Annotated in this window: 14 protein-coding genes; 7 read left to right on the plus strand and 7 right to left on the minus strand. The window is 60.3% G+C overall.

All coding sequences use genetic code 11. The features are described 5' to 3' along the window. Positions 1–142 precede the first annotated feature (142 nt). Complete coding sequence (locus PSH86_RS10555) at positions 143–1294, minus strand: aldose epimerase family protein (protein ID WP_305489592.1); 1152 nt, start codon at positions 1292–1294, stop codon at positions 143–145. Positions 1295–1591: 297 nt separating this feature from the next. Between PSH86_RS10555 and PSH86_RS10560 the strand changes: the two genes are divergently transcribed. From PSH86_RS10560 to PSH86_RS10570, 3 genes are all read left to right on the plus strand, one after another. Then, entirely contained in the window at positions 1592–2341 is a 750-nt protein-coding gene (locus PSH86_RS10560; RefSeq protein WP_109751726.1) for a hypothetical protein, read from the plus strand. A 107-nt stretch (positions 2342–2448) separates the two neighbouring features. Then, a complete protein-coding gene (locus PSH86_RS10565) occupies positions 2449–3234 on the plus strand; it encodes a sulfite exporter TauE/SafE family protein (RefSeq protein ID WP_305489594.1) in 786 nt (261 codons plus the stop codon). Positions 3235–3462: 228 nt separating this feature from the next. Further along, on the plus strand, positions 3463–4011 hold the full coding sequence (locus PSH86_RS10570) for a DUF4174 domain-containing protein (RefSeq protein ID WP_116831957.1): 549 nt from the start codon (positions 3463–3465) through the stop codon (positions 4009–4011). 150 nt (positions 4012–4161) lie between these two features. Here PSH86_RS10570 and ampC read toward each other — a convergent pair whose 3' ends face one another. Then, positions 4162–5310: a class C beta-lactamase gene (gene ampC, locus PSH86_RS10575; RefSeq protein WP_305489597.1), complete on the minus strand. Its 1149-nt coding sequence runs from the start codon at positions 5308–5310 to the stop codon at positions 4162–4164. A gap of 264 nt (positions 5311–5574) precedes the next feature. Here ampC and PSH86_RS10580 point away from each other — a divergent pair, with 264 nt between their 5' ends. Together PSH86_RS10580 and PSH86_RS10585 are read left to right on the plus strand one after the other, a co-directional pair. After that, positions 5575–6453 (plus strand): Dyp-type peroxidase, encoded by an 879-nt coding sequence (locus tag PSH86_RS10580; protein WP_109751730.1) that lies wholly within the window; start codon positions 5575–5577, stop codon positions 6451–6453. A 99-nt stretch (positions 6454–6552) separates the two neighbouring features. Then, a complete protein-coding gene (locus PSH86_RS10585; protein ID WP_109751731.1) occupies positions 6553–7299 on the plus strand; it encodes an SDR family oxidoreductase in 747 nt (248 codons plus the stop codon). 149 nt (positions 7300–7448) lie between these two features. Here the strand turns inward: PSH86_RS10585 and PSH86_RS10590 are convergent, their stop codons facing one another. From PSH86_RS10590 to PSH86_RS10605, 4 genes are all read right to left on the minus strand, one after another. Then, entirely contained in the window at positions 7449–7868 is a 420-nt protein-coding gene (locus PSH86_RS10590) for a hypothetical protein (RefSeq protein WP_305489600.1), read from the minus strand. Positions 7869–7980: 112 nt separating this feature from the next. Then, positions 7981–9408 carry a GntR family transcriptional regulator MpaR gene (gene mapR / locus PSH86_RS10595; protein ID WP_176688206.1) on the minus strand — a complete coding sequence of 476 codons (1428 nt, stop codon included), beginning with the start codon at positions 9406–9408 and terminating at the stop codon, positions 7981–7983. A gap of 180 nt (positions 9409–9588) precedes the next feature. Then, complete coding sequence (gene ccoG / locus PSH86_RS10600) at positions 9589–11001, minus strand: cytochrome c oxidase accessory protein CcoG (RefSeq protein ID WP_109751733.1); 1413 nt, start codon at positions 10999–11001, stop codon at positions 9589–9591. A 286-nt stretch (positions 11002–11287) separates the two neighbouring features. Next, positions 11288–11521, minus strand: coding sequence for a DUF3203 family protein (locus PSH86_RS10605; RefSeq protein ID WP_305489604.1), 234 nt, complete (start codon positions 11519–11521; stop codon positions 11288–11290). Between the two features lie 136 nt (positions 11522–11657). On the opposite strand from PSH86_RS10605, the gene PSH86_RS10610 reads away from it, so the two are divergent. Continuing rightward, a complete protein-coding gene (locus PSH86_RS10610; RefSeq protein ID WP_305489606.1) occupies positions 11658–12158 on the plus strand; it encodes an MgtC/SapB family protein in 501 nt (166 codons plus the stop codon). 154 nt (positions 12159–12312) lie between these two features. Here the strand turns inward: PSH86_RS10610 and PSH86_RS10615 are convergent, their stop codons facing one another. Beyond that, a complete protein-coding gene (locus tag PSH86_RS10615) occupies positions 12313–12477 on the minus strand; it encodes a hypothetical protein (protein WP_305489608.1) in 165 nt (54 codons plus the stop codon). A 213-nt stretch (positions 12478–12690) separates the two neighbouring features. Here PSH86_RS10615 and PSH86_RS10620 point away from each other — a divergent pair, with 213 nt between their 5' ends. After that, the gene (locus PSH86_RS10620; RefSeq protein WP_116831963.1) at positions 12691–14688 is read left to right on the plus strand and encodes an alpha-1,4-glucan--maltose-1-phosphate maltosyltransferase; all 1998 of its coding nucleotides are present in this window, start codon (positions 12691–12693) and stop codon (positions 14686–14688) included. Positions 14689–14796: the final 108 nt, after the last annotated feature.

A 14796-nucleotide genomic window follows, 5' to 3' on the forward strand; every position in this document is an offset into this window, starting at 1 on the left:
AGACCGATAGTGCTGTGGCAGCAGGATAGACCAGGTGTTCACCTGATGAGCGTTCCCACGTTCTGCGTGGGAATGCTTTCCGGGATGCTCCGCGTCCCAAAGGCGTGACGCGGAGCGTGGGAACGGTCAGTCGGCGGGGACGTTATTTTGCCGAGAACTTCAGCACCATGGTCTGGGTGTAGGTCTGGCCTGGATCGAGCCGCGTCGAGGGGAAGTTCGGCTGGTTGGGCGAGTCGGGGTAGTGCTGGGTTTCCAGGGTGAACGCGCCCCAGTGCGGATAGACCTTGCCTTGCTTGCCCTTGACGGTGCCGTCGAGGAAGTTGCTGGTGTAGAACTGCACGCCAGGCTCGCTGGTGTAGAGCTGCAGGCGGCGTCCGGAATCGGTGTCATACACCTCGGCGGCCAGTTTGGTCACGTCGCCCTTGGCGTCCAGCGCCCAGTTGAAATCGAAGCCACCCTGTTTCGGCTCGGCGAATTTGAGTTGTGGGTGATCGGCCTTGATATGGGTGCCGATGGCGGTGGGTTGGGTGAAATCCATCGGTGTGCCGGCTACGGGGGCCAGTTCGCCGGTGGGAATGAGTTTTCCAGTGACCGGCGTGTAATGGGCTGCGTGCAGAGTTGCGATCTGCTCGAGTATGTCGCCGTTGCCGGCGCCGGCCAGGTTGAAATAGCTGTGGTTGGTCAGGTTCAGCACCGTGGGTTTGTCGGTGGTGGCCTTGTACTCGATGCGCAACTCGTTCTGTTCGTTGAGGCTGTAGGTGACGTCGGTCTTTAGTGCGCCGGGAAAGCCCATCTCGCCATCAGGTGACAGGTAGGTCAGGGTGACACCCACCGAGTCCTTGGCATTATGGGGCTCGGCCTTCCAGACGCGCTTGTCGAACCCTTGTGGGCCGCCGTGCAGGGAGTTGCCATGGTCGTTCTGCGGCACCTGGTAACGCTTGCCGTCCAGCTCGAAAGCCCCGTCGGCCAGGCGATTGCCAAAGCGGCCGATGGTCGCGCCGAAATACACGCTGCCGTTCTTCTGGTAACCCTGCACATCGTCGAAACCGAGCACGATGTCGGCGGCCTTGCCGTTTTTGTCCGGCACGCTCAATGACTGCAGGATGCCGCCGTAGGTGATGACCGTGGCCTCCATGCCGTGGCTGTTGCGCAGCACGAATTTTTCCACCGCCGTGGCGTCGTCGGTCTTGCCGAACGTACCGCGTTCGTTGGTCAGGCCGGCAGCCTGGGAAGCCGAGGTGGCGATCATCAGAGACACTCCGAGGGCCGTGAGCAGTTGTCTGGATTCAAGCATGGTATGACCTTCCTTCCTGTTGTTTTGTTGTTGTTTTGAACGCGGGGCGAGTCCGTTACTGGTCGGACAGCGCTGAAGGTTTTTCGGGTTAGTAGTCTTTCTATTTGTGGGTTGAGAAGGGATTTATAGTCATTAATAGAGATTTATCAATTAAAAAGTAAGACTAATTGGGTTTTTGAGTTGTCGTGGAAGGCTGCGGGTTTTCACCGGACACTGCACTTTTGCGTTTTTTACCGCTCTATCCTTGGCCTGGAAGCGGCGACCCCCATCGCTTCCCCATGCCCAGACCGAGACTCGATGGCCGGTGTTTTTTATTCTGTGATGAGGTTGCGCCGCCGCGGCATGGCGTTGTTGGTCGGTGTGTCGGTGCTGTTCAGCGGCGGCTGCAGCCAGCAGCAGGGGCAGGACATGGTCACGCAGTTCAGCAACGCCAGGCCCCAGGAGTTCTTGCAGACCAGCGTCGACCGCATGGCCACGCTGTCGATGCACGACAACCTGCAAAGCCTCTATTTGCTGATGAGCAAGCTTTACCTGCGCAACCCCGAGGAACTGCGCAAGTCCGGCTTTCTCGACGCCCGCACCGCGGAAAAACAAGTGCGCATGGCCATCGAGCAGCAACAACCCTTACCGACCCTGGGCGGCAAGAAGGACCTGGCTGCCCTGAGCTATGCCATGAGCCCGGAATTTCTCGGTGATCGGGTCGGGGCGTTCATCTATGCCATCGGTAGCATGCTGGTCACTGCTCACGGCAATCGCCTGGAGTTCTACATGACCGACACCATCGATCCGCGCTTTGTCAGCAATGCGGCGCGCAATATCGAAAAAGCCACTTGGCTGCTAAGTCAGCGGCAGAACAAGGAGGGCAAACCGCTGCTGTTTTCCAATGAGATTTCGGAGGAGGGCAGCAACCTGAGTTTCGCCGTGGAGTTCGGAAAAATCGTCGCCCGGCTGGACCTGCTGACCCAGATGCTCGACGAACGCTACCGGCGGATCGGCTTGAATTATGCCCAGAGCCTGCTGTTCCTCAACTTCCTGCCGGTTCAGTGATGTGATGATAAAGGAATAAAGATAGATCATATCGATATAGGGGGTTATAAGAAAAATCGCTATGCTCGCGGCCAGATTTTTCATGCGGTTGTGTTGAGACGGGTTTAATGGATTTCGGTAATGTCGGTTTAGTCGTTGCGGGCCTGGTGGTCGGCTTCATCGTTGGGATGACCGGCGTCGGCGGTGGTTCGTTGATGACCCCGATCCTGTTGTGGTTTGGGATCAACCCGGCGACCGCGGTGGGTACGGACCTGCTGTATGCGGCCATTACCAAGTCTGGCGGTGTCCTGGTTCATGCCAAAAACCGCAACATCGACTGGGCCATCACCGGCTGGCTGACGTTGGGCAGCGTGCCGGCGGTCGGCTTGACGCTGTGGTTCCTCAGCAGCCTGCACAGCTCCCCCGACGCCATGAACGCGGTGATCAAGCAGGCCCTGGGCTTTGTGTTGTTCGCCACTGCCCTGGCGATCCTGTTCAAGAAGCGCCTGCTGCAATTCGCTCATGATCGTGCTGGCGGCCACTACAATCCCTCCGGTTCGCAACTCAACGTGCTCACGGTCATCACCGGCCTGGTGCTGGGTACGATGGTCGCGTTGACCTCCATCGGTGCCGGCGCGCTGGGTACTGTCGCGCTGTTCATCCTCTATCCGTTCCTGGTCACCAAGCGCCTGGTGGGCACCGAGATCGCCCACGCCGTGCCGCTGACTCTGGTGGCTGGCCTGGGCCATGCGAGCATGGGCAACATGGACTGGCACATCCTGGGGTTCCTGCTGGTAGGTTCGTTGCCAGGGATCTACCTGGGCAGTCATTTGTCGGGCCGCATCTCCGACGAACTGCTGCGCCCGTGCCTGGCGGTGATGTTGGTGATGATCGGGTTCAAGCTGGCGTTCTAGAACTGGCACCGAGATCCATTGTGGGAGCGAGCAAGCCCGCTCCCACACTCGTTTGCGGTGACTGTACTTCTAGCAGTCATACCTCTCCCTCCCATACGCGTTGGCTGGTTGCGCAATGACCCCCCTGGCCTAAGCTTCAAGTCAGGCAGGCGCAGTATCGAGCGACTCTCGCGGAACAATCGCCGCCCTGTGCAATCAGTACAGCGTAAATATCAAAAGGAGAGGCGCATGCTCATTCGGTCGTTGACCTTCGCTACCTTGCTGGCCATCGCCAGCCCCCTGTTCGCTGCCGATGGAGACTCACCCTTGGTGGCGGATGCAGGCAGGGCACGTCCCCTGATCGTCATCGCGCCCAGTACGGTCGACCCTGCCTGGGTGAGCCTGAAAAAGGCCTTGGATGAGCCGGCAGGCAAGCAGGGCTTTTCTGAGCGCAACATGGTGCTCTATACCGTGCTCAATACCATTGGGCAGCGCGATGGCAAGGACCTGGACCCGCAAAGCACCATGGCGTTGATTCGCTCGCTCAAGTTGGGCGCCGGTGCGCAGACCAAGATCATCCTGGTGGGCAAGGACGGGGAAAAGAAGCTTGAGCATTCCGGGGCGATCGAACTGAAAGACCTCTTCGACACCGTCGATAAACTGCCTGCGGCCGAAAAAGAGGCGACACCTCCAGCCCCACCTCCCGCGCCAGAGCCTGCACCGGCCAAGGATACGAAAGGTGCCAAGCCTGGCAAGGCAGTCAAGCCGGCAGGGCCGCCGAAGCCGCTGGATGATTGACTTCCAGTAACGATGAGGCTCCCTGTGGCGAGGGGATTTATCCCCGCTGGGCTGCGAAGCGGCCCCAGCATTTCTGCATGTCAAAGAATCCGGCGAGTGCTACGCACTCGAGAGGGGATAAATCCCCTCGCCACAGGTAACCCCGCCGATTTACTTCCCGTCCAGTGCAGTGAGGATCCGGTGCGCGGCTTTCACCCGTTCCTCGTTCGGGTAGTTCCTGTTGGCAAGCATGACGATCCCCATGTCCTTTCCGGGCACGAATGCCACGTAGGCACCAAAGCCGCCGGTGGAACCGGTCTTGTTGATCCAGGCGTTGACCGGCGCAGGGCGAGGCGGATCCAGCGGTTCGACCTTGTTTGGCGTCATCGCGACTTGCGTCGAGTTGCCAGCCAGCAGCGCATCCACGGTGAGCGGGTAGGGGTAGAACTCCCAACCCAACCCCTGGGTCATTCCACCGACCTTATAGAACCCGGTATGAGTCGTGGCGATGGCTTGGCGCAGGTTGGCGTCCAGTTTTCCGGGGCGCAGGTTGGCCTCGACGAAGCGAATCAGGTCCGATGAGCTGGTCTTCACCCCGTAAGCCTCGGAGTCCAGGGCACCAGGCCCGACCCGGACAGGCTTGCCGTCCTTTGCATACCCTTGGGCGTATCGACCCGACTGATCCTGTGGCACCCGCACATAACTGTGCTTGAGGCCCAGCCCTGGCATCAGTGTGCGCTCCATTACCTCGTCAAACGACTGGCCCATGCTGCGGGCTGCCAGATAGCCGAACAACCCGATGCTCGGGTTTGAATAGAGCCGCTGGGTGCCGGCCGGGTAGAGCGGCTTCCAGGTCGTGTAATAACTGAACATCCGGTCTGGATGGTCTGCCTCGTCGGGAAACTGCAACGGCAGGCCGCCGGCGGTGTAGGTGGCGAGGTTGAGCAGGCTGATGCCGTCGAAGGCGCTGCCGCGCAGCTCGGGGGCGAAGCGACTGGCCGGGTCCGTCAGGGACAGCTTGCCCTGGGCCTGGGCATAGGCGCCGAGGGTGGCGGTAAAGGTCTTGCTGATCGAGCCGATTTCGAAGAGGGTCTGGTCGGTGACCGGTTTTTTCGTGTCCTTGGAGGCCTCGCCGTAGTTGAAGTAATGGCGTTGGCCCTTGTAGGTGATCGCCACAGCCATGCCGGCGATGTCCTGTTGTTTCATCAATGGCTGGATCGTGGCATTGACGGCCTCTTCAATACGATCCTGGGCAAAGCCCGGAGCCGCCCCGTAGAGCAGGAAAAAAGTGCCTGCGAGTATCGATTTAGCCATGTGCATGTCGGACCGTCTCCTTGGATGGCGGTGGTTCAAGCCGCTCTGCATCCGGCAGCTTGCGATGCCTGGGGCATCTTGGGGCTGGTCAATCTAGGAGGTTTTCGGTTGCTCGGCAATTGGCTGCTATCGGGCTCAGGTCAGGTTCCGAGTCGTCTGACTGGCTCGCGGGAGTCTTCCTACGAAAATCTTTTGGCAGCCGCCCTCGGTGTCGCATGGCAAACCCCCACGGCTGCCGGGTAGACTTGTGCCCTTTCTAAAGGAGTTCACATGAGTTACTACCAGCCCGGCATTCTCGCCACCCCTGTTCCGCCTCAGGCCCGTCATTTGTTTTTTGCCCTGGAATCGGTCGAGGCACTGCCGGCTGCGATAGACAAACTCCAGTCGTTGCTCGATGGGCGGGCCGTGGTCGGCTTCGGCGAATCGCTGGTCCAGGCGCTGGGCGCCCAGGTCGAAGGCCTGCGGGCCTTTCCTGCGTTGGCCGGCGTGGGCGTGGACAACCCGTCGACCCAGCACGCGCTGTGGTGCTGGCTGCACGGCGAAGACCGCGGCGAGCTGATGCACCGCAGTCGCGCCATCGAGGCCGCGCTGGCTCCGGCGCTGCGCCTGGTGCAGATGAACGAAACCTTCCGCCATATGACTGGCCATGACCTGACCGGCTACGAAGACGGCACCGAAAACCCTCATGACGAAGCGGCCATCGCCGCCGCCCTGGCCCAGGGCGCCGACGGGGTACGCGGTGGCAGTTTTGCCGCGATCCAGCAGTGGCAGCATGACCTGGACGGTTTCGCGGCGATGCAGCCCCACGAACGCGACAACATCATGGGCCGCCGCCTGAGCGACAACGAAGAAATCGACGACGCGCCGGAGTCGGCCCACGTCAAGCGCACCGCCCAGGAAAGTTTCGCCCCGGAGGCGTTCGTGGTACGTCGCTCCATGCCGTGGATCGAAGGTGACCGTGCAGGGCTGATGTTCCTGGCGTTCGGCTTCTCCCTCGATGCCTTCGAGGCACAACTGCGACGCATGAGTGGCCTGGAAGACGGTATCACCGACGGCCTGTATCGCATGAGCCGGCCAATCACCGGTGGTTACTACTGGTGCCCGCCGCTGCTGGACGGACGCCTGGACCTACGGGCGATAGCCCGCTGAACAGGCGTTTTGGTCCGCTGAGCCGGGCGTTTTGTGCAAACGCATCGGTCAACGCTATTCTTGGGCCGGACGTCTATCCGTGGAACGGGGGAAGCAAACGTGGATAAAGTCATCGTCATCACCGGTGGCGGTCGCGGCATCGGGGCGGCCACGGCGCTGTTGGCTGCCGAGTTGGGTTATCGGATCTGTATCAATTACCAATCGGATGAAAGTGCCGCGCAAGAGGTGCTCGAACAGGTGCGGGCCAAGGGCGCACAGGCGATGGCCGTGCGCGCCGACGTGAGCATCGAAGATGAGGTGATCAGCCTGTTCGACCGGGTGGATGCCGAGCTGGGACGTGTCACCGCCCTGGTGAACAACGCCGGCACGGTGGCCCACAAGTCCCGGCTCGATGAAATGTCCGAGTTCCGCATTCTCAAGATCATGAAGACCAACGTGCTGGGTCCGATCCTCTGTGCCAAGCACGCGGTGCTGCGCATGTCGCCCCGGCATGGCGGGCAGGGCGGCAGTATCGTCAACGTCTCGTCGGTGGCTGCTCGCCTGGGGGCGCCGGGTGAATACGTCGATTACGCAGCCTCCAAGGGCGCGCTGGACACCTTCACCATCGGCCTGTCCAAGGAAGTGGCTGGCGAAGGTATTCGCGTCAACGCGGTACGTCCCGGCTACATCTACACCGACTTTCATGCCCTGAGCGGCGACCCGGATCGGGTCAGCAAACTGGAGTCGGCGATTCCCATGGCCCGGGGCGGGCGTCCGGATGAAGTCGCCGAAGCGATTATCTGGCTGCTGTCGGACAAGGCTTCGTATGCGACCGGGACGTTTGTGGACCTGGGGGGCGGGCGCTGAGGTCTGGGGTGTCTGTTCCGCCCTTATCGCGAGCAGGCTCGCTCCCACATTGGAATACGGTTCCCTGTGGGAGCGAGCTTGCTCGCGATGATGTCTGCATCCGTAAATCGCCATTGGAACGGTTGGACTATTCCCTTCGCTCTCATCGGTTATTGCTGCTGGACGATTTCAATATCATCAAACCCGATACCCTGTGGATAATTCACCTCATCTTGGTACGCCCATATCCGTACCATAGGAAGTTCTGAGCTAGGAGGAGGGGGTAGGACTGCTTCGCACGAATGCCATTGGTCATCGCTTTCCGGAACAGCCAAACTCGTGAGGCCATTCATGAATCCACAGCTCAAATATTTCAGGGATACGGTCTTGGGAACTTTGATTTTGAATTTTATCGTGACTGGACTTTTGTCCTCGAAGGGCAACTTGAAGATTTTCTGTAAGCCGTAATCAGTTACATACTCATCGCCGGTGAGGTAATGATTACCACCCGCTTCCGTTACTATCTTTCCGTCACTTTGGATAAATTTCCAGCCGTCTTGGTCCTTCTCGAAATCTTGAAAGTAGTTCATGATTTTCTCCTTAGGTAGATTTTTTGCTAACGCGTGACGCTCATTCGGTCAGCCATCGCTACGCTAAGACATTTCCGGAGGGTGTTCTACTGTCAGAGTTGACAGGTCATTCTCAATGCTCGTGCCTGCTTACCAACGACCGAATAATCCGCCCCAACGTCTCCATGGCTGTTTCCGAGACCTCGGTCCACGGGCTGCCATAGTTCAGGCGGATGCAATTCCTGAAGCGCCGGGTCGGTGAAAAGATCGGTCCCGGCGCGATGCTGATGCCCTGGGCCAGGGCCATCTGGAACAGTTTCAGCGAGTCCATCTGCTCCGGCAGCTCCAGCCACAGGAAGTAACCGCCTGCCGGTTGGCTGACGCGGGTCTGGGCCGGGAAATAGCGGGCGATGGCGGCGAGCATCGCGCTTTGCTGTTCTTCCAGGGCGTAGCGCAGTTTGCGCAGGTGACGGTCGTAGCCGCCGTGTTGCAGGTAGTCGGCGATGGCGGCCTGGGCTGGCATCGAGGCGCACAGCGAGGTCATGAGCTTGAGCCGTTCGATCTTCTGCGCAAAGCGCCCGGCGGCGACCCAGCCGATGCGATAGCCCGGTGCCAGGCTCTTGGCGAACGAACCGCAATGCATCACCAGCCCTTCGGTGTCGAACGCCTTGGCGGGCTTGGGGGCTTGTTGGCCGTAATAGAGTTCGGCGTAGACATCGTCCTCGATCAGCGGCACCTGATGGCGGCGTAGCAGTTCCACCAAGGCCTGTTTCCTTGCCTCGGGCATGGTTGCGCCCATGGGGTTCTGGAAACTGGTCATGCACCAGCAGGCCTTGATTGGATGGCGCTCCAGTGTCTGCTCCAACACTTCCAGGTCGATACCGTCGCGCGGGTGGACGGGAATCTCCACGGCCTTGAGCTTGAGCCGCTCCAGTACCTGCAGGCTGGCATAGAATGCCGGCGCCTCGATCGCCACCAGGTCGCCGGGCTCGGTCACCGCTTGCAGGCACAGGTTCAAGGCTTCCAGGGCACCGTTGGTGACCAGCAGCTCCTCCATGGGCAACATCAACCCGCCGACCATGTAGCGCAGCGCGATTTGTCGACGCAATTGTGGATTGCCTGGCGACATGTCCGTGACCACCATTCGCGGGTCCATGTCCCGTGTTGCGCTGGACAGCGAACGGGACAGCCGTTGCAGTGGGAACAGCGTCGGGCTGGGGAATGCCGAGCCGAAGGGTACGGTGGCCGGGTCCTTGATCGAATCCAGTACCGAAAACACCAACTCACTGACGTCGACTTCGGTGGATTCGTGCACCTGGCTACTGATCGCAGGCTCGGAAAACGGGCTTGGCGCATGGGCGTTGACGAAGTAGCCGGAGCGCGGCCGGGCCCGGATCATGCCGCGTCGTTCCAGCAGGTAATAGGCCTGGAATACGGTGGACGGGCTGACGCCGTAGGTCTGGCTGGCGTAGCGTACCGACGGCACTCGTTGACCCGGCCCCAGCATGCCCGAGCGGATCAGTTCAGCGATGTCGTCGGCGAATTTTTCGTAGCGTTTCATGGCTGGCCCAGTCTTGAGTGACACATGGTTTTCGCTTTTTAACGGTGGGAAAACCCGTGGGAGCAAAGCTTGCTCGCGATGCAGGCGACACGGATCAATCGTCAGGTCGCGTCATCGTTCTTCGCGAGCAAGCTTTGCTCCCACAAGCCCGCTCCCGCAGGTGCCCGGCATCTTAAAGCTTCAGCGATTCATCGGCGCTACAAAACGACTTTTGGCGAGGCTGTAGATTCCCGGCTCATCCGTGTCGGCGATCTTGAACGTCATCTCCTGGGAGCTTTTGCCCGGCCGTTCGCTGAGCATCGCTACCGACACCGGCACATCGACGATTTCCCCCGGGGCCAGGCTCAATTGCGTCTTGCCTTGCAGGACGAAGCCGTCGCCGTCCACCAGGGACAGGTGATAATCCTGGCGCTGTTGGGTCTTGTTGATGACTTTCAGGCTGTAGATGTTCTCGATCTGGCCCGCGCTGTTCTCGCGGAACAGGCCACGGTCCTTGCTGACGTCCAGCGACACCATGGGCCGCTGCACCAGCGCCACGGCCAGTGCGCCGATCATCACCAGCAACACGGCGGTGTAGCCGATCAGCCGAGGTCGCAGCAGATGAGTCTTGCCGCCTTGCAACTGGTGTTCGGAGGTGTATTTGATCAGGCCACGGGCATAACCCATCTTGTCCATGATCGAGTCGCAGGCATCGATGCAGGCTGCGCAGCCGATGCATTCCATTTGCAGGCCATCGCGGATGTCGATGCCGGTGGGGCAGACCTGTACGCACATCTGGCAGTCGATGCAGTCGCCCAGGCCGATATTCGCCGGGTTTGCTTCGCGTTTGCGCGGGCCGCGGATTTCACCGCGGGCCGTGTCGTAGGAAATGGTCAAGGTGTCCTTGTCGAACATCACGCTCTGAAAGCGTGCATAAGGGCACATGTGCATGCACACCGCTTCACGCAGCCAGCCGGCGTTGAGGTAGGTGGCTGCGGTAAAGAAAAGTACCCAGAACAAGCTCACGCCGCCGATTTGCAGGGTCAGCAGTTCTTCGGTCAATGGGCGGATCGGTGTGAAGTAGCCAACGAACGTCAGGCCGGTGAGCAGACTGATGGCCAGCCACAACGTGTGCTTGGCGCTGCGGCGTACGAGTTTGTTCAGGCCCCAGGGCGCTGCCTGCAGCTTGATCCGCTGGTTGCGTTCGCCTTCGGTGATTTTCTCGCACCACATGAAGATCCAGGTCCAGGAGCTCTGTGGGCAGGTGTAGCCGCACCACACGCGCCCGGCGAACACGGTGACGGCGAACAGGCCGAAGGCAGCGATGATCAGCAAGGCCGACAGCAGGATGAAATCCTGGGGCCAGAAAGTCGCGCCGAAGATGTGGAATTTGCTTTCGGAAAGATCCCAGAGCACCGCCTGGCGGCCACCCCAGTTCAGCCACACCGTGCCGAAGAACAGCAGGAACAGAACCCCGGCACCGCTGATGCGCAAGGTACGAAACAAACCGGTGAAGCTGCGGGTGTGGATCAGGTTATCGGTGGTCCTGGCCTTTATCTTCGTTGGCGCAGGTTCGAACGTCTGTATCAACTGGACGGGGATTCTATCGCTCATGGTCGGTCGCTCATCAGCCTCTATCTGGCCGGCGCACTATGACCATGGAACTGTTTGCATAACAGACTCAGGTGTTTTGATAAAAACCGGATCAGATGCTGCGAAACCCAGGCGCTGCGACACTTTGATGCACCCGAGGGAAAGCGAACAACATCTGTGCCAAGGATCTGTGGGAGCAAAGCTTGCTCGCGATACAGGCACCTCGGTTCAAGAGGTATCGTGTTGTTCTTATCGCGAGCAAGCTTTGCTCCGACGGATTGAATACCTCGCAGAGGCGTCAACGGGCTCAGATCGCCGAGCCGCTGTCCGTGGCCTTCAGGTGCTTGCGCCCGTCGGTCGCGCCGGCCACGGTCAGGGCATCGGCTTCGGCCTCGGTGATGTAGACCAGGTCGCCATTGATCTTCACGGCTGACATGGCCTTGTCCGGGTCGGTGATGATGGTCAGCTGGCTGGCGGGGCGCTGTTGCGGGCCACTGGCACTGTTGAAATAGCAGGTCTGGTTTTCGATACGTATAGGCATGGCAGCACTTCCTCGTTATGTCCTGAACATTAGGCGTAGCCCGGTAGCCAGGGTTCGTCGCGCCTGATCAGCGGTCGAGCGCACCTCTGGCTTCGCTTGCGGTCCATCATGTATCGAATGGAAAAGAGGACGGTCCATGGAAGCCTGGTGGCATGAAGTCTGGATGACCCTGCAGGAGGAATTCGCCGACATCACCGATGCCCAGCAGATGACCCGGGTCACGGTGCGCCTGGTCATGGCCGCATTGCTGGGTGGCATCCTGGGGTTCGAGCGCGAACACAAGGGCAAGGCGGCCGGCGTGCGCACCCACATGCTCGTGGCCCTGGGGGCCGCGTTGTTCGTGCTGGTGCCGCAGATGTCCGGATCCCAGGCCGACGCCATGAGCCGGGTGATCCAAGGCATTGTCGCCGGCATCGGTTTTCTCGGCGCGGGCACGATCCTGAAGAACAATGATGGCGACGAAGGTCATGTAAAAGGCCTGACCACCGCTGCCGGCCTGTGGATGACCGCCGCCATCGGCGTCGCCGCCGGGCTGGGCCGGGAGGCGACGGCGGTGCTCAGCACGGTACTGGCGCTGGCGATCTTCAGTGTGATGCCGGTGATCGTCCGGGCGCTGGAGAGGCAAGACAAGCCGTGACCCGCCTATCAGCCTGAACACTCCAGCCTGTGGGGGCGAGCCTGCTCGACGCGGAGTGTCAGTCAACGTTGACTCTGGCTGAGCTACCGAATCGCGACCAGGCTCGCTCCCACAGGGTTTTTCGTCATCCAGTCTCTTTATTACTACTCTTCAATCAAACCCGCTCCGGCGGCGTCTCGCTGGGCGGGTCGCCCTTGGGGGGTTGTGGATCCAGCGGAGGATCTTCCTCTGGAATCGGTTCTGGATCAGGACCGGGTGGAGGCAAGGTGGGGTCGTCGATGTTCGGGTCAGGTGTTTCAGCCGGGATGGGAATATTCATCGGGACGGGTCTCCGTGACGCACATGGCTTGAGTCGTGCTTATTGTTGTTGACCACCTTGCATCGGCTTTTGATCCCCGCGATGCATCGGGGCAAATCCCTCTGAACTTTTAACCGCTGATTCGGTTCGGAGTTTAAGTGAGTTTTTTTCAGGGACCCGTTGGGCCTTTACCGCCACAAGCGCGTCCATGGGGCGTAAAAGGAGCGATGCTCGATGATTGCCGAATACCCGACCGACCTGGCCTACAACCCGCATCTGCCGCTGTCTCAAGCCTTGCTGTTGCCGCGTATCGCTATTGAAAACACCATGCCGGTGATCGACGGCGGGCAGTTCGCCGCCAAGGCCGTGGTCGGGCAGGATGTGACGGTAACCAGCAAGGTCTTCGCCGATGGCCACGACAAGCTGGCCGTGCGCATCCGCTGGCGTGCGCTGCAGGACGAAGTATGGAACAGCGAAGTCATGAGCGACCTGGGTAACAACGGCTGGCGTGGCCAGTTCAATGTGCCGGAACAGGGCCGCTATGTGTTCTGTATCGAGGCCTGGATCGATCAGTTCGCCAGCTTTCGCTATGAGCTGGAAAAGAAATTCGGGGCAGGGGTGCCGATCAGCCTGGAGTTGCAGGAAGGGCGCAACCAGGTGCAAATGGCCGTCGAGCGCAGCACGGGAGAGTTGAGCGAGCAACTGGCGGCCTTGCACCACGAGCTCTCCGGTTTGCTGCCAACCGAGCAGGTGGAGCTGTTTCTGGCACCGCGCAGTGCCGATCTGATGTCCCTGGCCGATCATCGCCCGTACTTGAGCATCAGCCCTGAATACCCGTTGGATGTGGAGCGCAAGCTGTCCGAGTTTGCCAGCTGGTATGAGCTGTTTCCCCGCTCCATCACTGACGATCCCCAGCGCCACGGCACCTTCAACGATGTGCATTCGCGCCTGGCGGTGATCCAGGACATGGGCTTCGACGTTTTGTACTTCCCGCCGATCCACCCCATCGGTCGCAGTTTCCGCAAAGGCCCGAACAATTCCCTCACCGCCGGTCCCGACGACCCGGGCAGCCCATATGCCATTGGCAGCGAGGAGGGTGGGCACGAGGCCATTCACCCGCAATTGGGTAGCCGCGAAGACTTCCGGCGCCTGGTGGCGGCGGCCGCTGATCACGGCCTGGAGATTGCCCTGGATTTCGCGATCCAGTGTTCCCAGGACCACCCTTGGCTCAAACAGCATCCGGGCTGGTTCAGCTGGCGACCGGACGGCACGATCAAATACGCCGAAAACCCGCCGAAGAAATACCAGGACATCGTCAACGTTGACTTCTACGCGGCCGATGCGATTCCCAGCCTGTGGACGGAGTTGCGCGACATCGTGGTGGGTTGGGTCAAGGAAGGCGTGAAGATATTCCGCGTCGACAACCCTCACACCAAGCCGCTGCCATTCTGGCAATGGCTGATCGCCGATGTTCGAACCCAATACCCTGAAGTGATCTTCCTGGCTGAAGCGTTCACCACGCCGGCCATGATGGCGCGGCTGGGCAAGGTCGGTTATTCCCAGAGCTACACCTATTTCACCTGGCGTAACACCAAGGCCGAGCTGGCGACCTACTTCAGCGAACTCAATGAATCGCCTTGGCGCGAATGCTACCGGCCGAACTTTTTCGTCAATACGCCGGACATCAACCCGGCCTTTCTCCATGAGTCAGGGCGCCCGGGTTTTCTGATCCGCGCAGCCCTGGCGACCATGGGCTCAGGTTTGTGGGGCATGTATTCGGGCTTCGAACTGTGCGAATCGGCACCGGTGCCGGGCAAGGAGGAGTACCTCGATTCAGAGAAGTACGAGATCCGCCCCCGGGACTTCACCGCCCCGGGCAACATCGTTGCCGAGATCGCCCAGCTCAACCGCATTCGCCGGCAGAACCCGGCCTTGCACACGCATTTGGGCCTGAAGATCTACAACGCCTGGAACGACAACATTCTCTATTTCGGCAAGCGCACGCCCGACGGCAGCAATTTCATCCTGGTGGCGGTGAGCCTCGATCCGCACACCCCCCAGGAAGCCAGTTTTGAATTGCCGCTGTGGGAGATGGGCCTGCCTGACGACGCCCAGACCCAGGGCGAGGATTTGATGAACGGACATCGCTGGACCTGGTACGGCAAGTACCAGTTCATGCGGATTGATCCGGCGTACCAGCCGTTCGGGATCTGGCGGATCAGCGTGGCGTAAGGCTGTGGGAGCAAGGCTTGCCCGCGATGAAGATGACGCGGTCTCCTGAGGAACGGAGGCGCCTGTATCGCGAGCAAGCTTTGCTCCCACAGAGCGGTACGGTTTCGC

This window comes from Pseudomonas sp. FP2300, from assembly GCF_030687595.1.
Lineage (GTDB): Bacteria > Pseudomonadota > Gammaproteobacteria > Pseudomonadales > Pseudomonadaceae > Aquipseudomonas > Aquipseudomonas bijieensis.